This is a genomic window from Brevibacterium oceani (assembly GCF_013623835.1).
Classification (GTDB): domain Bacteria; phylum Actinomycetota; class Actinomycetes; order Actinomycetales; family Brevibacteriaceae; genus Brevibacterium; species Brevibacterium oceani.
In genome coordinates this window covers 129,002-151,194 of the sequence record NZ_JABKDE010000001.1, presented here as the reverse complement: position 1 = coordinate 151,194, position 22,193 = coordinate 129,002, and the positions used below count along the sequence as shown (strand labels likewise).

The window sequence follows — 22,193 nt, the reverse complement described above, 5'->3', positions numbered from 1 at the left end:
TGAAGGGGAGGGGCCGGGACTGCGTCCCAGTGGGGCTGCGTCCCGGTGGGGCTGCGTCCCGGTGGGGCTGCGTCCCGGTGGGGCTGCGTCCCGGTGGGGCTGCGTCCCGGTGGGGCTGCGTCCCGGTGGGGCTGCGTCCCGGTGGGGCTGCGTCCCGGACGCCGCTTGTGCGACGCCCGGGACGACGGTGCCGCGCTGCTATTCGCGGTCGTCGGACTTCTTCCGACGGCTGAGCAGCCAGCCGCCTCCGCCGAGGACGACGATGACAGCGGCGCCGATGCCGATCCATCCGCCGGTGCCGATTCCGCCGCCGCCAGCGGCGTCCTCTTCGCTCACCGGTTCGACCGAGGCGTAGCCCCAGTAGCCGACCTGGTTGGCAATCGCTCCGCCGTCGGTGGGCTGCTTGGTGAAGTTGTCGAACCGGTCGGAGCGGTAGGCCTCGAGCTGGTTCGGGTACCACAGCGTCACCGAGGGGGTCTCCTCGTAGTGGATGGCCAGGGCCTTCTGCACGAGATCCTGGCGCTTGGCCTGGTCGAGTTCGACATGCTGTGCCTTATACAGCTTGTCGAACTCCTTGTTGCACCAGCCGTCCTGGCTGGTGCCGCCGTTGCCCTCGGCGTCGGGGCGCTGGCCACAGGTGTTGATGCTCAGCTGGTAGTCCGGATCCGGGTTGATCGACCAGCCGGAGAAGTACATGTCGTAGTCGCCCTTGGTCGTGCGTTCGGACACGGTGTCGACGTCGGTCGATTCGTTCTTCAGGTCGATGCCGATCTCCTTCATCCACGGAGCCAGGAACTTCGCGGTGCTCTGCTCGATCGGAGCGTCGGCGTCGGTGAGGAAGCGCAGTGTGAGCTTCTTCCCGTCCTTCTCGCGGATGCCGTCGGAGCCTTCCTTCCAGCCGGCGTCGTCGAGCAGCTTCTTCGCCTTCTTCACGTCGAAGCCGCTGATGACCGGGTTGTCGGACTTGAGTGCCCAGTTCGGGTAGACGGCGGGGATGAAGCTCGTCGCCGGCTGCGCGTAGTCCTGCATGACCTGCTTGCGCAGCGTCTCGACGTCGATGCCGGCGCGGATCGCCTGCCGGACCTTCTTGTCCTTGAGCGCCTTCGCCCCCGTGCCGAATTCCTTGCCCTTGGCATCGGCGACTCCCGGGTTGATCGAGATGCCGTTGAAGCGGCGGCCGTGGCCGTCGTTGAGTTCGACGTTCTCGGCTCCGTCGAGGGCGGAGAACTGTTCGGGGCTCAAGCCCGTGATGAAGTCGACCTCGCCGGAGCGGATCGCCTGCACCTGGGCGTCGGAGTTCGTGTAGTAGCGGTACTGGATCTCGTCGAGCTTCGGCTTGCCGCGCCAGAAGTTCGGGTTCGCCTTGAGTGTGACGGACTTGTTCGCCTCATAGCTCTCGAGCTGGTACGGGCCCGAACCGACGGACTTCTCGTCGTTCTTGAAATCCCCTGGCTTGTCGATCTTCGACCACACGTGTTCAGGGACGACGGGGATCTCCTGGCCGGGATTGTTCGCCTGCGGCTTCTTCAAGGTGATGACGAGGGTGTCGTCGTCCGGCGCCTCGACCTTGGCGAAGTTCTCGACGAGGCTGCCGTTGGCGACCGCCATCCCGTCCTTCTCCATCATCTGGGTGTACGTCCAGGCGACGTCTTTCGAGGTCAGCGGTTCGCCGTCGGACCACTTCATGTCCGGTCGCATCTTATAGGTCCAGACCAGGCCGTCGTCGTCGGTGTTCCATTCGGTGGCGAGACCCTCGGTGACCGAGCCGTCCTTGGCGTCGTTGGCCACGAGGTTCTCGTACATGTACCGGAACGTGTTCGTCGGCAGCAGGTAGAAAGAGGTGAAGGGGTTGAATGAATCGATGAAGCCGTCGGTGGCGATCCGCAGCACGTTGTCGTCGCCCGGGGCCTCGGAGGTCGCCGCCTGAGCGGGCGTGGTGGCCAGCGATCCGGCCAGCGCCAGTGCGGCGACGCCGGCGAGGCACCTGCGCCACCCTCTGCGCAGTGTGGGGTTGGTGAACATCTTTGCCCTTCTGTCATTTCCGTGATTCGGTTATAGATATCTGCAGGTGAGACCCTGCTCACACTTCATCCTAAGTCGATCTGACCTCAACTTCGGATAAACGCGCCCTGTTTGTCTGCGTCGCGCTCACCGTCCTTCCCTGCGGTGCGGGAGGGCCCTGTTGCGCGGGAGGGCCCGCCCGCGGGCGGTGCAGTGAGGTCCAGCTCCCCTGCCTCGGCGAGGACATCGTCGATCGTCTGCCCGGCCCGGATGAGGAAGAACTGCGGCGCCCCTTCGCCGAGGTGCCCCCCGGTGCCGCGTTCATCCGGGGATGGGGATGGTCCGGTCGGGACAGTGTCGGTCGGCTCGGCGGCGGAGGCCCCTGCGTCGGCTGGGCCGGGTTCAGTTTGGTCGGGTCCGGCCTGGTCAGATCGGGCATCTGTACCACCGGGGATGCGGTAGCCGTAGACGGGAACGCGCGGGAGGAGATTGTAGGAGAAGGGGTTCGAGAAGTAGTACGCGCCGGTGTCGGGGACGGCGACGAGGTCTCCGGCGTCGAGCCGGGGCAGCATCCGATCGCGAGCGAGCAGGTCCCCGGCGAAGCAGGCGGGGCCTGCGACGTCGGTGGGGACCGCCTCGGCGATCTTGGGTCTGCCCTGCGGGTCGAAGGGCAGGATGCGCAGTGGCCAGTCGGCGGGGGCGTAGGCGGTGCGGGTGGCGACCTGGACGCCCGCGTGAGTCATCGCGATGCGGCGGCCGCCGGTGGTCTTCGTGTATTCGACGCGGGTGAGGATCGTGCCGGCCTTGGCGAGCAGGGCGCGCCCGAATTCGGTGACGATCTCGAAGTCGAAGATCTCGGGGATCCGGGCTTCGAGGGCCGCGCGGTAGTCGGCGAAGGTCGGAGTGACCTCTTCGCCGTCGAAGTTCACGGGAAGTCCCCCGCCGATGTCGATGCGCGTGACCTGCCGGCGGTTGACGCGGGTGTTGATCTCTGCGGCGAGCTCGACGGCCACGGCGATGCCCTCGGCAGCCTGGTCGAGGCCGATTCCCTGCGAACCCGAGTGGACGTGGATCTGGGTCAGCCAGGGCCGGGCGAGGTAGGCCCCGATGACAGCCTCACGAGCTCCTTCGTCGGTGAGGCCGACGCCGAACTTCGAGGTCCGGGTGGCGGTGCTGAGCGCGCCGATCGTGCCCGTGCCCGACTGCGGGTTGATGCGGATCCCGACCCTCGCCGAGGCTGGGGTGGGGTGTCGTTCGTCGAACAGGGTGTCGAGTCGGGCGAGCTCCTCGAGGCTGTCGATGTTCATCGACACTCCGAGTTCGACGGCCCGGCGCAGCTCGGTCCAGGTCTTCGCGGGAGAGTCGAAGACGATGCGGTCGGGGGTGAACCCTGCGGCGAGCGCGAGTTCGAGTTCACCGGGGCTGGCGACCTCGCAGCCGGCTCCCGCCTTGGCGTAGAGGCGCAGCAGCGGGCGGAGCGGCACTGCCTTGCAGGCCACCGCGTGGAGGACGTCGTGGTCGGAGGCGAAGGCCGAGCTCAGCTGAGCAAAGGCCTCGTCGATGTGGTCGAGGTCGATGAGGCCGATGACGGGATGTGCGTCACTGAGGGCGGGAGCGTCGCCGCGTGTCGGATCGTCACTGAGAGTGGGTGCGTCAGTGTGGTCAGAGTTGTCGGCGACGGCGGAGATCGCGCACGACCGCCGGGCAGGGGTCGAGGAAGTGTCGTGTCTGGTGTGCATCATGTCCTTCGTCAGCGGCATGAATGCACTCTAGAACGCTGGCGCTATGAGGTTCGGACACTATTGCGCCAAAGTTCACGCGGTCTCGTTGTGATGAACCGACAATCAGGCTCAGCGGCTGCCGCTTCGATTGCTGCCGATGGCGGTCTCCCTGTCGACGACGAGCACCGAGAGTTCCAGCCACAGTCTCTCGGCGCGTTCGGAGGTCGACAGCCCTGTGATCTCCTCGATCCGGCCGAGCCGGTGGCGCAGCGAGTTCGTGTGGACGTGCAGCCGGCGGGAGGCCTCGGCGGAGTTGCCGACGGTGGCGAAGTAGACCCGCAGCGTCTCGAGCAGCTGTCCGTGGTGCTCCGCATCGTGGGCGGCGAGCGCCCGCGCCGGCGCCGAGATCTGCGGGCCCGCGGCAGGTGCCCCGGACTGCGGGCCCGCACTGCGCATCGAGACCTGCGATCCCGCGGCGCGGAGGGCATCAGCCGTCATGAGCCCGATGAGATCGGCGGCGACGTCATCGGCGGTGGCTCCGATCGCCTGCGCGTTGTGAGACGGCGACGTATCATCGGTCGGCGCACTGCGGCTGAGCAGCGCATCGACGATGTCGACCGCCTCCCTCCAGGCCCGCTGCACATGATCGAGCCTCTCGACGGTGGAACCCACCCCGAAGAGGAGCATCTCGGACGAGGGCAGCGATCGTTTGAGTGCCGTGACCACGCGGAGCTTGATCTCGGTCGCGGTGAGGTCCCCGTCGATGTGGAGGAGCACCGCGAGCCGACCGGTGCGGTCGTCGTGGGCGAGGACGGCGTCGGCGAAGGCCGCACGCAGGTGGAACCGCAGCGCCGGTTCCCGTTCGGGGGCCACCTCGGCGAAGGCGAGGGCCGAGTAATGCCCGGAGAAGGGCAGCGCGAGAAGCGTCGCGGCCGGACCCAGATCTGCGGCGCCGAGGAGGATCGACCCGAGAGCTTCGCGGCGGATGCGCTTCTCGAACGGTGAGCGCCGCAGGGTGCGCAGCATCACCGGGAGTGCTGCGCGGGCCGCTTCGCGCAGCACCTGGCGCAGAGATTCCGCGGGCACGGTTTCCGGGTAGGCGGCCCAGATCGTGCCGATGAGTTCGCCTTCGCTGCGCAGTGCGATCACCGAACGCGCCGGGGTCGCACCGTCGGCGGGACGTTCGACGACGTCGGTCGAGCGGCGCACGGTGTCGAGGAATCCGGACTCCTCGAGTTCGGCGATGCGCCAGCCCGGGATCGCACCGGAGAGGATGGTCTCGCGGCGGATCTCATCGAGCTCATCGCCGAGGTTGGCGTGGGCGAGGACGCGGGAGGCCGGGTCCTCGATGGTGATCGATGCGCCCGTCGACTCCGCGATTACCGCGGCCAGCGCGCTGAGGTCGTCGACATCGGGCCAGGCCAGGGCGCTCGCGGCGCCCTCTCGCAGCTGGCGGAGGTGGACGAGCACTTCGGACCATGTCACGGCTGCGGACCGTTCGAGAAGGGCCGGTGCGGTTCCTCCCTCGCCGTAAGCAGGGGTGTCGGTGAGGTGGTCGTGGGCTCCGGGCGAGAGGATCAGGGCCGCCGCTCCACGGTGGGTCTCGATCAGCGCATCGAGTCGGTCGGAGCTGCCGACCGCCTCGGCGATGAGGACGACCGTGCCGGTCAGCGCCTGTGTATCGGCGGGCAGGTCGAAGTCGAATTCGACCCGGGTGACCAGGATGTCGTCGGCCACCTCGGTGAGCGGCAGGAGGAAGCCCTCGGTGTCCCGGATCAGGTGGGACAGGCGGGGGCTCACGGCATCGGTCATGGTTCCCACTGTAGTAGGCGGGCAGGTGGCCTCGAGGGATCCCTACTCCGGTGAGTAGTACTTGAACTGGAGGGCGCGGACGACGAGCTGGGCGAGGTTCTTCGCGCCCAGTTTGATGCGCAGGTTCTTCGCATGTGTCTTCATCGTGCTCATCGTGACGAACTGCGCTTCGGCGATCTCGTCGTAGCCGTGGCCCTGGCAGAGGAGGATGAGCAGCTCGAGTTCCCTATCGGTCAGCTGAGGCGCGGAGGTCGGCGCCTCGGGCAGCTCATCGCCGCTGATGCTGATGTCCTCGGCCAGGCCTTTGAGCAGTTCGGGCGACTCCCCTGCCGAGGCGGCCCGCACCACCGAGACGAGCTCCTCCTCGCCCGCTGTCTTATTCACCACGGCGAGCGCACCGGCCTCGAGTCCGCGGGCGATTCCCGGCCCCGGTGCCACGGTGGTCAGCAGCACCACGCGGGAGTCGGGGTCGTGCTCGAGGATCGCAGCCGTCGCGTCGACGCCGCTCATTCCCGGCGGCATGTTGACGTCCATGAGCACGAGGTCAGGACGGTGCGCGGTGAAGGACTCGACAGCCTCTTCGCCGGAGTGGACCGGGTCGAGGACCTCGAAGTCGCCGTTGTCCCGCAGCGCCGCCGTGACCGCGCGGGTCGTCCAGGAATCATCGTCGACGACGAGGACCGATGTCACGCGTCGACCTTGTTCCGATGACCGGCGGAGTCATCGCGAGTGGGACGGTCGCCGCCAGGGCTGTTCGGTCCGCCGGAGCGGGCCGTCTCGTTCGCGTGGTTCTCACCGCTGGCGGCGGGAACCTCGTTCGGCTCCGGAGTCCTCGACTCACGGTCGCCTTCGCCTGTCGCCGACGTGGTCGGCTCGCCTTCGGCCGTCGCCGAGGAGGCCGAGCCGACATCGGTCGACGACGACTTCGATCCGCCTCCGTCCGATGCCGACTCCGACCCGTCTCCAATCGTCGTCGAGGCGGGCGAGCCGCCTCCGTCCCATGACGCGGACAGCACGTCGTCGCCGATGACATCGATCATGTCGGCGTCGGTTCCCGCGGCCCCGCGGTTCGCGACCGCCGTCGCGGACGGCGAACCCGCGGACTGCGATCCTGCGGTCGGACGTGCGGACGGGGCGCCTGCGGACGGTGAGAGGAAGCGGACGGGCAGGGCCACCTCGACGACGGCTCTCTTCTGTTCATCGGTCTCGACTCGGCAGGCCCCGCCCACTGCGGTCGCGCGTCGGGCCAGCGATCGCGGCACCTGGGTGAGTTCAGCGGGGGTTTCATTGGTGCTGCGGCAGATCAGCTCGGCCCGGTCTCCGTGCTCACCGCGGATCTCGACCTCGATCGACGCGGGAGTCGCCGGGGTGGAATGGCGGATGACGTTCGTGGCCAGTTCGAGCATGACTGCGCGGAAATGGTGGCCCAGCGTGCTCGAGGAATACGCCGGCAGCGGCGACAGACTGGTCGTCAGCGGCACGGAACCGGCCGTGCATCCGTCTTCGATCGCGGTCGTCAGCTGCTCGGCCTCGGTGCGGAAGCGGATGCGGGAACTGCGCCGGTCCCCGGTGCAGCTCTCGGCCTCCCACGTGCTCAGACTCGTCACCAGCTGGCGCAGCCGCTTGGTCGCTTCGGCGTTGACGAGCGAGAGCTCGGCCAGCAGTCGCGCGGCGTTCTCCGAGTCGGTCTCCCTCGCCAGCGTGCGGATGATCGCGGACTCGGTGGTCAGGGAGTGCGAGATGGTGTCGTGCATATCGCTGGTGAACCGTGCGCGCATCGCATCGAGGGTCTTCTGGTGTTCGACAGCGGCACGTTCCCGCCGGTCGATCTCGCGGCGGATCCGGACCTCGACGAAGCTCGCCGACAGACCGAGCAGCGCGTAGGTCAGCCAACCGTAGCCGAGGTCGGTCAGCCCCTCGAATCCGGCGTCATAGGCGCCCAGCCGAGTCGCGACGATGAGGTAGGCGGCCAGGCCCACGGTGCCGAGGGCGAACCCGATCCACCGGCGACGGCTGATGAGGACCGCCGTGGCGAGGATGAGTGCCTCGGGGTACATGTTCTCGAGGCTCGGGTAGAGCTGGGAGAAGACCATGCCCAGTCCGGTCGTCGCGATGATGATGGTCAACGGCAGGAATGCGGCGAGGACGATGAGGCCGTAGGCGAGGATGAGGAACGCGGCATAGCGGGGTTCGGCGATCTCGAACGACCCGGGCACGAGGATGGTCAGGCCCATGATGAGCGCCAGCAGGCGGATCGGCAGGTCGATGAAGCGCGGCCCCCTGAGGAACTGCCACACACGGGCCGGAACGCTCATGCTCGAGCCGTCGATCGCTGAAGTCATGGCCTCTATTGTGCTACATCCCCCTCCCCCGAACTACCTGACGGCGGCCCAGCAACCTTGCGCGAGGTTGCTGGGCCGCCGTCAGGTAGTAATTGGAGGGGTTAGGCGGGGAGGAGTTCGGCGAGACCGGCCTCGATGACGTCGAAGGCGTCGTGGAGCAGCTCGTCGGAGATCGTCAGCGGCGGCAGGAAGCGCAGGATGTTGCTGAAGGTTCCCGTGGTGAGCACGAGGACGCCGTTCTTCGCGCAGTAGTCCGCGATCTTCTTCACCAGGTCCGCATTCGGCTCGATCGAGTCGTGCTCGACGAACTCGGCGGCGATCATGGCTCCGCGGCCGCGGATGTCGCCGACCTCGGGGTACTTCGACTGCAGCTTGGTCAGACGGTCGACGATGATCTCGCCGATGTGTCCGGCCCGATCGGCCAGCCCGTCCTCCTCATACGCGGCGATCGCGCCGAGGGCAGCGGCACATGCGGTGGGGTTGCCTCCGTAGGTTCCGCCGAGGCGGCCCGGTCCGACCGAGTCCATGATGTCCGCACGACCGGTCACGGCCGAGAGCGGCAGACCGCCGGCGATGCCCTTGGCCGTGGTGATGAGGTCGGGGACGATGCCCTCCCATTCGGAGGCGAACATCTTGCCGGTGCGAGCGAAGCCGGCCTGCACCTCGTCGGCGACGAAGACGATGCCCTTCTCGCGGGCGTACTCGACCAGCGTGGGCAGGAAGCCCTCGGCCGGGACGATGAAGCCGCCCTCACCCTGGATGGGTTCGATGACGATCGCGGCGACGTATTCGGAGCCGATCTGCTTCTCGATCATCGTGATGACGCGCTTGGCCGCATCCTCACCGCTGATCTTCGTGCCGGCCGCGTCGTTGTCGCGGAACGGGTAGGACATCGGTGCCCGGTAGACCTCACCGGCGAAGGGACCGAAGCCGGCCTTGTAGGGAGCGGCCTTCGCAGTCATCGCCATGGTCAGGTTGGTGCGGCCATGGTAGGCGTGGTCGAAGACGACGACGGCGTCGCGGCCGGTGTGGGCGCGAGCGATCTTCACGGCATTCTCGACAGCCTCGGCGCCGGAGTTGAGCAGCACGGTGCGCTTCTCGTGGTCGCCCGGGGTGAGGCGGTTGAGGGCTTCGGCGACCTCGACGTAGCTCTCGTACGGGTTGACCATGAAGCAGGTGTGGGTGAAGGCCTCGATCTGGGCCTTCGCGTTCTCGACCACGCGGGCGTTCGAGTTGCCGGCGGTGGTCACGGCGATGCCCGACCCGAGGTCGATGAGCTGGTTGCCGTCGACGTCCTTGAGGATCGCACCTCCGGCGGCCACCACATAGGCGGGAAGGCTCGAACCGACACCGGTCGCCACGGCTGACTTGCGACGCGCCTCGAGTTCACGGGACTTCGGTCCGGGGATCTCGGTGACGAGTTGACGTTCCTGCGGCAGAGCTTCGCCGCCAATTTCCAAAGCTGTCATAAAGGGAAGAATAGGGGTTCGCGACGGTTCTTGTCACTTGCCGTCCGCGGGATGAGCAGAACATCACGATCCGCTCGTTGACAGGTGCGGAATCCGTTGCGATTCGGGTGCCGGAGATCAGCTGGTCCGGCAAGCGACGATCGGGCGGATCAGTGGCAGGAGACCTGCCGAATCGATGGCAGGAATCAGCGGTTGCGACCGCGTGCGTCGACGTCGCGATTGCGGCCCGGCAGTTCGCGTTCGTGTTCGCGCACGGGGACCACGATGGTCTCCTGGGCGCCGACGACACGGTCGCCGTCACTCATTTCGAAGCTCAGTCTCGCTTCGGGCGAGAGATTGCGTTTGACCACGGCGAGGCCGATCGGGCCGAGCTCCCAGTGCACGGTCACCGAGGTCAGCGTCCCCACGGATCGTTCGGATCCGCGGACCTCCGCGAGCACCTCGGTGCCGGGGTCGGGGGCGATGTGCCCGGACCCGTCGAGGTGGACGAAGACCATCCGCCGAGGCGGCTGACCGAGGTTGTGGACCCGTGCCACTGCCTCCTGACCGCGGTAGCATCCCTTGGCCAGGTGGACGGCCGTGCGGAGCAGGTCGAGTTCGCCGACGAGGGATTTGTGATCGATCTCATTGCGTCCCGGTCGCCAGGCGGCGATCCGCAGCGCCTCCCACGCGTCGAACCCGGCCATGGCGAAATCGTTCGCGGACAGCCCGGCCAAGTCGGTGCGTCTGACGATGCCGATGACGAACGGAGTCTCGAGTCCGGGATGGTCGGTGCCGGCGACCTCGAGGCCGAGGTCGACCTGGGCGTAGGACGCCGAACCGGCGCCGATGTGCGGCCACGGATCGGACCACAGCTTCGTCACCGGCAGCTTCTCCGGCAGGGCGGTGACGGCGCCGAAGCACTGGTAGTCGTCGCTGAGATCCTCGATTTCGACGCGCATCATGAAGACCATCCTGCGGAGGAAGTCGAGGGTCTCATCGGTGTTGAGGTCGCTGATGGCCCACAGCGCCTCGCCGTCGTCGACGATCTTCAGCCAGCCTTCGATGCGGCCGTTGGGGTCGAGGACGAGGGTTTCGGTGGACACACCGGGTGCCAGGGCATCGATCTTCTGCGTGGTGATCGAGTTCAGCCACGTCAGACGGTCAGGGCCGCTCAAGCGCAGCACCCGCAGATGGGCGAGGTCGACGAGGCCGTCCTTCTCTTGAAGGACGCGCTGTTCGCGCAGGGATGCCCCGTAGTGGATGGGCGTCTGCGCCAGCTCTCCCGCTCCGAGCACCGCGGTCGAGCTCAGACCCCGGGCGAGCGAGGAACGACGCGCCGCCTCGGCGAGGGCATCCGTCGAGGTCTCGACGGCCTCAGGTGTGCCGGCCGGAGCCTCGGCGGGGGTGTCGGGAGTCTCCGGCGACGACGAATCGGAGACGTCAGAGTTCGGCGACACGGGATCGGTCATCTTAAGACAGCTTCTTCAATCTGGCGGAGGAGTGGGAGGCGAGTTCGTGACCCATGGCCGCCATATCCCAGGCCCACATCAGTTCGCCTCCGACGAGTCCGTACATCCGCGTCGAGGCGGTGTACTCCTTCGAGGTCTTCGTGCGGGCGACGACATCGGTGGCGAGGTCGATGCGCGGGCCCTTGACGGTGCCCGCGTAGAGTTCCATGACTCCGTGCGGGTGAACGATCTCGGCTTCGATCTCGAACGCGTCGTCATTCGTGCGCAGTGTTTCGACGGCCGCGGCGGAGGTGAAGCTCTGGTCGGCGGTGGGCACCATCATGCCCGGTCCGACGTCGCCTTCATCGCGCTGACGCACGAGCTGCCAGATGCCGGTCTCGAGCGTCAGGGTCGATTCGAGCTCCCCGCCCTCGGTCAGCAGCCACGCATGCGCGGTGTACTGCAGGTACGGGGTGCCCTCGTGGGCGACGAAGTCGACGCGCTGGCCGAACTGCTTCTCAGGCGTATCCGCGTAGCCGACGACTCCGACGCCTTCCCACGACCCGATCAGCCAGGACAGGGGGACGAGCTCCGGATGGACCGAGGCGTCAAGTTCGATCATCGGTCTCAGCGGTTGTCTTTGAACAGCGCGGTGACGACCTTGACTCCCACGCCCAGGGCACCGAGTGCGGCGATGCCGACGAGGCTGGAGAAGACGATTTCGAGAGCAACGAGATTTTCCATGCCCTCAGTCTACAGTTCCCGGCAACTCGTTGTGCATCCGGTTCGCTGGCACAGAAGTCCGCTGCAGACCCGGATGGGGAGGTGCTCAGAGTGCGATGCGTTCGAGGGCGTAGACGACGACGCCGCCGAGGGCGATCGGGGCAGCACCCAGGGCGAGCTGGACGGCGAAGCTGCGCGCCTTCTCCACGTTCTTCTTCAGTTCGATGTTCTGTGAGGCCTCGAGGCTCGCCGCCTGGAACTTCGCGAACGCGACGAGTCCGAGCATCCGATCGACCGCGGCGACGAGCAGACCCATAACGATTCCCAGCACGAGCGCGGTCGGCCATGAGATCGCATGTTCGAACACGAGCACGGAGAGGATTCCGGCGACGGCGGTGGCCATGACGATAGCCAGGGGCGAGGTGTAGATCGCCGGCCACGGCAGCGCGGTCATGCACTGGGCCATCAGCAGAGCGAAGAGGCCGACGACGATGGCTTCCTTGTCACCGGGCACCGTGATCGCCGCGACCCAGGTGCTCGCGGACAGGACGATGACGAGGCCGGAGACCTGCGCGGAGACGTTCGCCACCGCGTCCGAGGCGCCGATTCCGCGGGTGAGGTTCTGCACGAACGTCCATAGCAGGCCCAGGCCCGCGAGCACCGGCAGCCAGTCGAGGTATGGTGCGGAGTCGTCGTTCCATGCGGCGAAGAGACCGGCCACCCCGAAGAGGGCGAGCATGATCGACGTCGCCCGCGGCTGCGGGGAGTCCGTCAGGCGCGGCCAACCGTAGGCCACGCCGAAGACGATGAGCCCGGTCGCAAACAGGAACAGCGTGTAGCCCCAGTACACGGAGGCACTCAGGGCCAGCACCAGCACCAGTGCGACGGCTACTCGAATCCATCTGATCACAGCACTATCGTGCCTCATCCGGTCACGGCTTCGCGATTTCGCACTCGCTATACTTCTACTCAGACGACACACACCGAGGAGGTGGAGGCAGCACATGCGGATCCTGCACATCTGCCCCACGGCTCGCGTCGAATCCCCCATCGCCCCCGAATCGCTGCAGTACCTCGGTCACCAGGTCAGCCGCCTCGGCGCCGATGCCCTGACCACCGCCGACCGTGAGTCGCTCGACGCCGACGTCGTCATTGCCGACGCCTGCCTCGACCTGTCCCTGGCCCCGCGGATCGCCGAGGTGCTCACCCACCGCAGCGTCACCGCGCCGGTCATCGTCGTGCTCGGAGAGGGCGGACTGGCGACCGCCTCGGCGAAGTGGAACGTGTCAGATTTCATCCTCACGACTGCCGGCCCCGCCGAGGTGGAGGCGCGGCTGCGCGTGGCCCGTGATCGTCAGCGTCAGGCTGCGGCCTCCGGCCCCTACTCAGGCGGGGCGCGCCTCGGCGGCCCGTATCTTGCCGGCGCCGGCGGCATGGGGGCGACGGTCAGCGGCATCGGTCGGGGGCCGATCCGCACCGGACGCGGTCCCCTCGATTCCGGGCGCGGCCCGGTCGCCACCTCCCGGGAGGCCGGTGCGCAGGGGTACTTCGGCGAGGGGGTCGAGGGCGGTCCGTGGAATGCCGACGGTGAGCCGATGATCGTCGTCACCGGCACTCTGCGCATCGACGAAACCGCATTCACCGCCGAGCTCGGCGGTCGCAGCCTCGACCTGACCTATCGCGAGTTCGCGCTGCTGAAGTTCTTCGCAATGCACCCCGAACGCGTCTTCACCCGCGACGAGATTCTGCTGGCCGTGTGGGGTGACGACTACTTCGGCGGCACCCGCACCGTCGACGTGCATGTCCGACGCCTCCGTGCGAAACTCGGCAAAGACCTCGAGAACGCCATCCACACGGTGCGCAATGTCGGTTACCGATTCAGCGCCGACAGCGTCACCGAGGACGAGGATGAGGGCGAGGAGAACGACGCGCCCGACTCCGCGGAATCAGGGAAGGAGTCCTCGACTTCCGCGGGCAGCGGGCACCCCGAAGACGAGCATCCCGACTCGGGAGAGACGACGAGCACGGAGGACGTGAAGGTATGACGATTACGGCCAGCGGAGCGGTCACGGGCACCCCCATCGACACCCTCACCGAGGCGGAGCAGGCATTCCTCGACCGCGTGGCTCTCGCCGACGGCGCTGCCGAGATCTCCGGCGTGCTCATCGCCATCGCCACCGGTGAGGACACCTCCCACGAGGCGCAGACCGCCTCGAGCGTGTGGCGTGTGTACGCAGACGGCGGCAGTGCCGCATCTGCCGCCGACGCGGAGGTCGCGACTGCCGGCGGAGGCGCCGAGCTCATCGGCTTCGGCATCCGCGCCCTGCAGGGAGAGCGGCACGCCGCCGAATTCCTCATCGCCCCCGAACACCGCGGCACCGGACTCGGCGAGAAGCTGCTCAGAACGATCCTCGACGAGCAGCCCGAGGCCTGGTGCTGGTCCCACGGCGACCACCCCGCCGCTGCCCATCTGGCGAAGAAGTACGGACTCGGCCGCGACCGCGTCCTCTACCAGATGCGCACCGAAGAAGGTCTGAGCCTGACCGACCTGCCCGAGACCGATGCCCCCGACGGCGTCGAGATCCGCTCGTTCGCCCCCGGCGACGAAGACGGCTGGCTGGCCGTGAATAATGCCGCCTTCGACTGGCACCCCGAACAGGGTTCGCAGACCCGTGCCGACATCGATGCCATCGTCACCGCCGACGACTTCGACCCGGATACGGTCATCCTCGCCGTCCGCGACGGAGAGGTCATCGGCTTCCACCAGACGAAGATCACGGACACGGAGACTGAAGGCCGCCTCGGCGAGGTCTATGTCGTCGGGGTCGACCCGCACATCCACGCCAAGGGGGTGGGCAAGGCGCTCACGGTCGAGGGCCTGCGACGGATGGTCGCCGACGGGGCCGGGGTCATCGAACTCTACGTCGAATCGGACAATGCTCCGGCGCTAGGCTTGTACGAGCGGTTGGGCTTCCACGTCGCGATCGCGCACGTGGCCTATGCACCCGCAGGCGAGAAGGAGTAGAGCGTTGTACGACATCGCAGCAGCCGGGCAGGAGCTGAATCTGCCCGACCCGGCCGACCGATTCCTCGACCGCGAACTCAGCTGGCTCGCGTTCAACGAACGCGTCCTCGACCTCGCCTCCGACCCGGAGATCCCGCTGCTCGAGCGGGTCCGGTTCCTCTCGATCTTCGCGACCAACCTCGACGAGTTCTTCATGGTCCGCGTCGCCGGCCTCAAACGCCGCATCAACACCGGTCTGGCCGTGCCGAGCGTCACCGGCCGGATGCCCGCGCAGGTCATGCACGACATCGGCGTGCGCGCCTACGAACTGATGAGTCGGCACGCCGCCCTGCTCAAGGACGACATCGGCCCCCGCCTCGACGCGGAGTCGATCACGAAGGTCCAGGTCGATGATCTCACCGAGGACGAGCGCGCCCGCGTCGACGAATTCTTCTTCGGTCACGTCTTCCCCGTCCTCACGCCCCTGGCCGTCGATCCCGCGCACCCGTTCCCCTACATCTCGGGCCTCTCGCTCAACCTCGGCGTGCTCCTGCGCTATCCGGAATCCGGCAAGGAGCTCTTCGCCCGGGTCAAGGTGCCCCCGCGCCTGCCCCGGTTCTTCAACGTCGCCGAGGCGACCGACCGACCCGCCGGACGCGACGTCCCAGCCCGCTTCGTCGCCCTCGAGGACATCATCGCCGAACACCTCGGCACGCTGTTCGAAGGCATGGAGGTCATCCACCACTCGACCTTCCGCGTCACCCGCAACGAAGACCTCGAGGTCGAAGAGGACGATGCGGAGAACCTGCTCAAGGCCCTGGAGAAAGAGCTGCTGCGCCGCCGCTTCGGACCGGCCGTGCGGATGGAGATCACGGAGAACATCCACCCCCGGGTGCTCGAGATGCTCAAGGACGAACTGGGCATCCACGAATCCGAGATCTACCATCTGCCGACGCCGCTCGACCTCTCCGGCATGTCCGACATCGCCGATGTGCCCCGCGATGATCTGCACTATCCGAAGATGGTTCCGCAGATGAACAAGGACCTGTCCCTGCGCGAATCCAGCGATCAGGTCGACGTGTTCTCGGCGGTGTCCAGCCGTGACATCCTCCTCCACCACCCCTACGACTCGTTCTCCACGAGTGTGCAGGCCTTCCTGGAACAGGCCGCCGCGGATAAGAACGTGCTCGCGATCAAGCAGACGCTCTACCGCACCTCCGGCGATTCGCCGATCATCGACGCCCTCGTCGACGCCGCGCAGGCCGGAATTCAGGTCCTCGCCGTCGTCGAGATCAAGGCCCGCTTCGACGAGGAGGCCAACATCACGTGGGCGCGCAAGCTCGAGCGCGCCGGCGTCCACGTCGTCTACGGCATCGTCGGTCTCAAGACGCATGCGAAGCTCTCCCTCGTCGTCCGCCAGGAGGCCGAGGGACTGGCCCGCTACTGCCACGTCGGCACCGGCAACTACCACCCGAAGACCGCACGCGGCTACGAGGACTTCGGTCTGCTGACCAGAGACACCGCCGTCGCCGACGATCTGACGAAGCTGTTCAACCAGCTCTCCGGCTACGCCCCGCGCTCGGAGTACTCACGCCTCCTCGTCGCTCCGACCCAGGTGCGCACCGGGCTCGTCGACCTCATCGAATCAGAGATCGCCATCGCCGAGGCCGGCGGTGCCGGGCAGGTGAGGATCAAGGTCAACTCCATCGTCGACGAAGCCATCATCGACGCCCTCTACCGGGCTTCCCGGGCCGGGGTGAGCGTCGAGGTGTTCGTCCGCGGCATCTGCGCCCTGCGTCCGGGCATCGAAGGGCTGAGCGAGAACATCACGGTCCGCTCCGTGCTCGGTCGATTCCTCGAACACTCCCGCGCCTTCGTCTTCGGCAACGGCGGGGACCCGATCGTCTACATCGGTTCGGCGGACATGATGCACCGCAACCTCGACCGGCGGGTCGAGACCCTCGTGCAGATCGTCCAGGACAACCACCGGGAGGAGATCATCGATCTGTTCGATCTCGCCTTCACGGAGACCACCTCGGCGTTCGAACTCGCCGCAGACGGCAAGTGGACCCGGCGCACCCACGATGCCGACGGCACCATCCTCATCGACTATCAGACGGAGCTCATCCGCCGTCACCGCAGTCGTCGGCGGATCGGGGACGAGGCGTGAGCGGCCCTTCACCGGTCGAAACCGCGCAGGCGTCGTCGCGTGTCGACGCCGATGTGCTGGCAGCCGGTGCCGTGTGCTGGCGTCATGGGGCCGATGGCCTCGAAGTCGCCCTCATCCACCGTCCGAAGTACAACGACTGGTCCTGGCCCAAGGGCAAGGTCGAGCCTGGTGAGACGCTGCCCGAGGCGGCCGTGCGTGAGGTCAGGGAAGAGACGGGATTCGACATCCACCTGGGCATCCCCCTGCCCACCGCCGAATACATGGTCGGAGGGAAGAAGCTCAAGAAGGTCTTCTACTGGTCCACCGAGGTCAAGGGCGATCCCCCGTTCGCGCCGATGAACGAACGCGAGGTCGACCGGGCACAGTGGCTGCCGGTCGAGCAGGCGCGGACGAAGCTGACCTCCTATGCCGACCGCGATCAGCTCGATGCCCTGGAGAAGTACGATTCGACGGAGGCGCTGTCCGCGTGGCCTCTCATCCTCGTCCGCCACGGCAAGGCGTTCCCGCGGTCGAAGTGGTACGAGACCGAGCATGTCCGCCCCCTGCTCAAGCTCGGCACCAGGCAGGCGATGGCGCTGACCGGGCTGCTCGGGGCGTGGGAGACGAAGAAGCTCATCTCCAGCCCATGGAAGAGGTGCATGGCGACCCTGGCTCCGCTGTCGGCGGCGACGGGCAGGTCGATCAAGAAGGTGACGACGCTGTCCGAGAAGGCCACGGCGGCGAACCCGGCGAAGACCGCACGGTGGATCGAGAAGATCCTCGAGAAGGGCAAGCCCGTCATCTACTGCACCCACCGTCCGGTGCTGCCCACGATCTTCGAGGTCTACCGTACGCACGCCCCGCAGCGGGTCGTCGAGAAGCTGCCGAAGGAGGACCCGTACCTCAAACCCGGTGAGGTCCTCATCGCCTACGTGCGTCCGGGTCCGGTGCCGCGCATCGTCGAGATCGAACGCGTCCGCCCCATCGACGGCTGACAACGATCCTTTCACGAATGCGGCCGGGGTTGTGATCGGGCACTCAGAAGTGCGCGGATCCTTCAACCGTCATTCACCTCCCATTCACGTTTCGCCTCCTTGCACTTCACGCGTGATCCTTAGCGTGGACAGCGAACAATCGAGAACTCTCGAGCTGTCTCCACAACATGAAAGGCATCTTCGTGAAGATGAAGCATCTCGCCCCCTCCGCAGCGATTCTCGCGGTCGGCGCTCTCACCCTCTCAGCCTGCGGCGGAGCCTCGGCAACCGGAGAGGAAGCCAGCGGCGGCGACAGTGACCTGCAGGGCACCCTCACCGGCATCGGCGCCTCTTCGCAGAAGGCTGCCATGGATGCTTGGACCGCCGACTTCACCTCGGAGAACTCCGGCGTGACCGTCAACTACTCCCCCGACGGCTCGGGTGCCGGTCGTGAGCAGTTCCTGGCAGGCAACGCCCAGTTCGCCGGATCCGACGCTCACCTCGATGACGATGAGGTCGAGGCCGGCAAGGAAGCCTGCGGCGCCGACGGAGCCTACGAGTTCCCGGTCTACATCTCCCCGATCGCCGTGACGTTCAACGTCGAAGGCGTCGACGAGCTCAACCTGTCCCCCGAGACCATCGCGAAGATCTTCAAGGGCGACATCACGAAGTGGAACGACGAGGCGATCAAGAAGGACAACCCGGACGCCGATCTGCCCGATACGAAGATCACCGCCGTCCACCGTGCCGACGACTCGGGCACCACCGAGAACTTCGCCGAGTATCTCAAGGCCACCGCCGAGAAGGACTGGGACGCCGAGGTCGACGGAAACTTCCCGAAGGAGTACGGCGGCGAGGCCGCTCAGGGCACCGACGGCATCATCCAGACCGTCTCCGACACCGACGGAGCCATCGGCTACGCGGATGCCTCGGCCGTCGGTGAGCTGAAGACCGCCAAAGTCAAGGTCGGCGACGAATTCGTCGAGCTCTCCCCCGAGGCCGCGACCAAGGTCGTCGACGCCTCCGAGAAGGTCGAGGGACGCGGCGAAGGCGACCTCGCCTTCGACCTGGCCCGCGACACCACCGAGTCGGGTGCCTACCCGATCGTGCTCGTCTCCTACCACCTCGTCTGCTCCTCCTACAAGGACCAGGAGACCGTGGACATGGTCAAGGCCTGGGAGAAGTTCGTCATCTCGGAGGAGGGACAGAAGTCGGCCGCCGATTCGGCCGGCTCCGCCCCGCTGTCGGACGACCTGCGCTCGCAGATCGAGAAGGTCATCGACTCGATCAAGGTCGCAGAGTGAGCCTGTCCGAATTCCATGATCGTGGTCTCTGACCTCGAAGAATAACCAACTGGGAGCGGCGCAGAGGCCCTGCGCCGCTCTTCGGTGCCTGTGGGACCACCCGGGTTCCACCACAAGTCACGTGAGGAGTACTTGTGCCGACCAGCACACAGACCACCGAGTCAGGCCCCACCGGGCCGAGCTCCGAACCCGAGGCCGGGCAGCAGATGCCGTCCTCGAAGCCCGACGGGCGCGCACCCAAGGCCGTCGTCCGTCCCGGCGACCGGATCTTCTCGGCCGCCACACTCATCGCCGGCATCCTGATCCTGGTCATCCTCGCCGGTGTGGCCCTGTTCCTGCTCGCCCAGTCGAAGGACACGATCGAAGCGCAGCTGACCGATCCCTCGCAGATCACCGGCGGCAAGGGGTTCTTCTCCTACGTCTGGCCGCTGGTCATCGGCACGCTCATCTCCGCGGCGATCGCGCTCGTCGTGGCGACTCCCTTCGCTTTGGGCATCGCGCTGTTCACCACGCACATGGCGCCGCGCAAGCTCGCCCCGGTGCTCGGATACGTCATCGACCTCCTCGCCGCCATCCCCTCGGTCGTCTACGGCCTGTGGGGCATCGCGCTGGCCGGCAACCTCACCGGCTTCTACCTGTGGCTGTCACAGTGGTTCGGCTGGATTCCGATCTTCGCGCCGGCCGCCGACGGCTCGGTGTCGCAGACGGGCCGCACCCTCCTCACCGCGTCCCTCGTCCTGTCGATCATGATCCTGCCGATCATCACCTCGCTCACGCGTGAGATCTTCCTCCAGACCCCGCGTCTGCAGGAGGAGGCGGCCCTGGCCCTCGGCGCCACCCGCTGGGAGATGATCCGGATGGCCGTGCTGCCGTTCGGCAAGTCCGGCATCGTCTCGGCGACCATGCTCGGCCTCGGTCGCGCACTCGGTGAGACCATGGCCGTGGCCATGATCCTCTCACCCGGCGTCCTCACCGCCTCACTGGTCGTCAGCGGCAACCAGACGATCGCCTCTGAGATCGCGCAGAACTTCCCGGAGGCCGCCGGCCTGCGCCTGTCCGAGCTCATCACGGTCGGACTCGTCCTCTTCGTCATCACCCTGCTGGTGAACATGGGAGCCCGCGCCATCGTCGCCCGTACTTCGGTGAAGGGAAGCTGAGAAGAATGACCACTGCAGATACCGTCGTCTCCAAGCCCGCGAAGCTGACCTCGAAACAGCTGCCCAAAGCGACCCCGTGGGTCGTCGCAGCAGCCTCGATCATCGCGGCGATCGTCATCAGCTTCATCGCCTTCGGCGGCTTCAACATCCCCGTCGCCGCCGTCCTCGCCGGCCTCATCAACCTCATCGCCGTGTTCGTGCTCTCCGCCTCCTACGAAGGCCGCCGCAAGGCCGTCGACCGGGTCGCGACCACGATCGTCACGTCGACGTTCATCCTCGCGTGCGTTCCCCTCGTCTCGCTCCTGTGGCTGACCGTATCCAAGGGCGGGGCCGCGATCAGCGGCGACCTGCTGACCCGGACCATGCTCGGCATGAAGGGCGTGCTCGATCAGCAGTATGTCGCCGGCGAGGCCACCCTGGCCGGCGGCTTCTACCATGCGATCGTCGGCACCGTACTCATCACCGTGGCAGCATGCATCATCTCGATCCCGGTCGGCGTCCTCACCGCCATCTACCTCGTCGAGTACGCGAACAAGAACCGTCTGGGGAAGGCCATCACCTTCCTCGTCGACGTGATGACCGGCATCCCCTCGATCGTCGCCGGTCTCTTCGCCTTCGCGCTGTTCTCGACGGTCGCGAACCTCATCATGCCGGCCTCGGCGGGAATCGCGAAGACCGGCTTCACCGCGGCCGTGGCCCTGTCGGTGCTGATGATCCCGATCGTCGTGCGCAACACGGAGGAGATCCTCCGTCTGGTGCCGATGGATCTGCGGGAGGCCTCCTACGCCCTGGGCGTGCCGAAGTGGAAGACGATCGTGAAGATCGTGCTGCCCACCTCGGTGTCGGGGATCCTCTCGGGCGTCACCATCGCCATCGCACGCGTCATCGGCGAGACCGCTCCGATCATGGTCACCGCCGGCTTCGCGAAGACGCTGAACTGGAACCTGTTCTCCGGCTGGATGTCGACGCTGCCGACCTTCATCTACGACTCGCAGCTGCGCCCGGTCTCCCCCGGCGCAGCCGCTCTGGCCAGCTCCGAGCGCGCCTGGGCCGCCGCCCTGGTGCTCGTCGTGCTGGTCATGGTCCTCAACCTGCTCGCCCGCATCATCGCGAAGGTCCTCGCCCCGAAGGCCGGACGCTGATGGGCAGCTTTCGATTCTCTAGACTCATCAATATCCACGGATAGGAAACACAATGTCCAAGCAGATCGACATCAAGGATCTCGACATCTTCTACGGCGACTTCCGCGCCGTCGACGGTGTGCAGATGCAGATCAAACCCCGCTCCGTGACCGCCTTCATCGGCCCCTCCGGCTGCGGCAAGTCCACCGTGCTGCGCACGCTCAACCGCATGCACGAAGTCATCCCGGGAGCCAGCGTCTCCGGCGAGGTCCTCATGGACGGCAACAACATCTACGGCGCCGGCGTCGACCCCGTCAACGTCCGCCGCGAGGTCGGCATGGTCTTCCAGCGTGCGAACCCGTTTCCGACCATGAGCATCAAGGAGAACGTGCTCGCCGGGGTGCGCCTGAACAACAGGCGCCTGTCGAAGTCCGAAGCCGACGACCTCACCGAGCGTGCCCTGCGCGGAGCGAACCTCTGGAACGAGGTCAAGGACCGCCTCAACCTGCCCGGCTCCGGACTCTCCGGCGGTCAGCAGCAGCGACTGTGCATCGCCCGCGCAATCGCCGTCGAACCCGAGGTCCTGCTCATGGACGAACCGTGCTCGGCCCTCGATCCGATCTCGACGCTGGCGATCGAGGACCTCATCAACGACCTCAAGGACAAGTACACGGTCGTCATCGTCACGCACAACATGCAGCAGGCCGCACGCGTGTCCGACAAGACCGCGTTCTTCAACATCGCCGGCACCGGCAAGCCGGGCAAGCTCATCGAGTTCAACGAGACTTCGTCGATCTTCTCCAACCCGGACAAGGAAGAGACCGAGAACTACATCTCCGGCCGCTTCGGGTGATGTGAGGCCGCGGCCGCGACGGCTCGTCGTTGCGGGCGTCCGGTCAGTCTTTTGGGCACACGGTCAGTCTTTTGGGTGCACGGTTCGTCGTTTCGGGCCGAATGCACTGGCAACACGTCAGTGTTTGGTCGAT

At 66.8% G+C, this 22,193-nt stretch carries 17 protein-coding genes; 8 read left to right on the top strand and 9 right to left on the bottom strand.

What is annotated here, in order from left to right; translation table 11 throughout:
• Positions 1-198 precede the first annotated feature (198 nt).
• The 9 genes from HK401_RS00660 to HK401_RS00620 all read right to left on the bottom strand — a co-directional run bounded on the left by HK401_RS00660 (position 199) and on the right by HK401_RS00620 (position 12,408).
• Entirely contained in the window at positions 199-2,022 is a 1,824-nt protein-coding gene (locus tag HK401_RS00660; protein WP_181272737.1) for an ABC transporter substrate-binding protein, read from the bottom strand.
• An 86-nt stretch (positions 2,023-2,108) separates the two neighbouring features.
• Positions 2,109-3,761, bottom strand: coding sequence for a type III PLP-dependent enzyme domain-containing protein (locus tag HK401_RS00655; RefSeq protein WP_258233894.1), 1,653 nt, complete (start codon positions 3,759-3,761; stop codon positions 2,109-2,111).
• Positions 3,762-3,851: 90 nt separating this feature from the next.
• Positions 3,852-5,534, bottom strand: coding sequence for a PucR family transcriptional regulator (locus HK401_RS00650; protein ID WP_181272736.1), 1,683 nt, complete (start codon positions 5,532-5,534; stop codon positions 3,852-3,854).
• 42 nt (positions 5,535-5,576) lie between these two features.
• Positions 5,577-6,224, bottom strand: a complete 648-nt coding sequence (locus HK401_RS20935; protein ID WP_181272735.1) for a response regulator transcription factor — start codon at positions 6,222-6,224, stop codon at positions 5,577-5,579.
• Complete coding sequence (locus HK401_RS00640) at positions 6,221-7,876, bottom strand: sensor histidine kinase (protein WP_181272734.1); 1,656 nt, start codon at positions 7,874-7,876, stop codon at positions 6,221-6,223. The genes HK401_RS20935 and HK401_RS00640 overlap by 4 nt, the downstream gene beginning before the upstream one ends.
• 101 nt (positions 7,877-7,977) lie before the next feature.
• Positions 7,978-9,345: a 4-aminobutyrate--2-oxoglutarate transaminase gene (gabT, locus tag HK401_RS00635; RefSeq protein ID WP_181272733.1), complete on the bottom strand. Its 1,368-nt coding sequence runs from the start codon at positions 9,343-9,345 to the stop codon at positions 7,978-7,980.
• Positions 9,346-9,530: 185 nt separating this feature from the next.
• The gene (gene ygfZ / locus HK401_RS00630; RefSeq protein ID WP_181272732.1) at positions 9,531-10,796 is read right to left on the bottom strand and encodes a CAF17-like 4Fe-4S cluster assembly/insertion protein YgfZ; all 1,266 of its coding nucleotides are present in this window, start codon (positions 10,794-10,796) and stop codon (positions 9,531-9,533) included.
• Between the two features lies 1 nt (position 10,797).
• Positions 10,798-11,397: a heme-binding beta-barrel domain-containing protein gene (locus HK401_RS00625; RefSeq protein ID WP_181272731.1), complete on the bottom strand. Its 600-nt coding sequence runs from the start codon at positions 11,395-11,397 to the stop codon at positions 10,798-10,800.
• A 207-nt stretch (positions 11,398-11,604) separates the two neighbouring features.
• Positions 11,605-12,408, bottom strand: coding sequence for an ammonia permease (locus HK401_RS00620; RefSeq protein WP_246490442.1), 804 nt, complete (start codon positions 12,406-12,408; stop codon positions 11,605-11,607).
• A 94-nt stretch (positions 12,409-12,502) separates the two neighbouring features.
• On the opposite strand from HK401_RS00620, the gene HK401_RS00615 reads away from it, so the two are divergent.
• The 8 genes from HK401_RS00615 (at position 12,503) to pstB (ending at position 22,060) form a co-directional block, all read left to right on the top strand.
• Positions 12,503-13,543, top strand: coding sequence for a winged helix-turn-helix domain-containing protein (locus HK401_RS00615; RefSeq protein ID WP_181272730.1), 1,041 nt, complete (start codon positions 12,503-12,505; stop codon positions 13,541-13,543).
• Positions 13,540-14,523, top strand: coding sequence for a mycothiol synthase (gene mshD, locus HK401_RS00610; protein WP_181272729.1), 984 nt, complete (start codon positions 13,540-13,542; stop codon positions 14,521-14,523). The genes HK401_RS00615 and mshD overlap by 4 nt, the downstream gene beginning before the upstream one ends.
• The gene (locus HK401_RS00605; RefSeq protein WP_181272728.1) at positions 14,498-16,672 is read left to right on the top strand and encodes an RNA degradosome polyphosphate kinase; all 2,175 of its coding nucleotides are present in this window, start codon (positions 14,498-14,500) and stop codon (positions 16,670-16,672) included. Before mshD ends, HK401_RS00605 begins: the two co-directional genes overlap by 26 nt.
• Positions 16,669-17,646 carry an NUDIX hydrolase gene (locus HK401_RS00600; RefSeq protein WP_181272727.1) on the top strand — a complete coding sequence of 326 codons (978 nt, stop codon included), beginning with the start codon at positions 16,669-16,671 and terminating at the stop codon, positions 17,644-17,646. The genes HK401_RS00605 and HK401_RS00600 overlap by 4 nt, the downstream gene beginning before the upstream one ends.
• A gap of 182 nt (positions 17,647-17,828) precedes the next feature.
• Entirely contained in the window at positions 17,829-18,929 is a 1,101-nt protein-coding gene (pstS, locus tag HK401_RS00595; protein WP_181272726.1) for a phosphate ABC transporter substrate-binding protein PstS, read from the top strand.
• Positions 18,930-19,135: 206 nt separating this feature from the next.
• Positions 19,136-20,086 (top strand): phosphate ABC transporter permease subunit PstC, encoded by a 951-nt coding sequence (gene pstC / locus HK401_RS00590; RefSeq protein ID WP_181273235.1) that lies wholly within the window; start codon positions 19,136-19,138, stop codon positions 20,084-20,086.
• Between the two features lie 5 nt (positions 20,087-20,091).
• Positions 20,092-21,228: a phosphate ABC transporter permease PstA gene (gene pstA / locus HK401_RS00585; protein ID WP_181272725.1), complete on the top strand. Its 1,137-nt coding sequence runs from the start codon at positions 20,092-20,094 to the stop codon at positions 21,226-21,228.
• A 52-nt stretch (positions 21,229-21,280) separates the two neighbouring features.
• Positions 21,281-22,060: a phosphate ABC transporter ATP-binding protein PstB gene (gene pstB, locus HK401_RS00580; RefSeq protein WP_181272724.1), complete on the top strand. Its 780-nt coding sequence runs from the start codon at positions 21,281-21,283 to the stop codon at positions 22,058-22,060.
• Positions 22,061-22,193 lie beyond the last annotated feature (133 nt).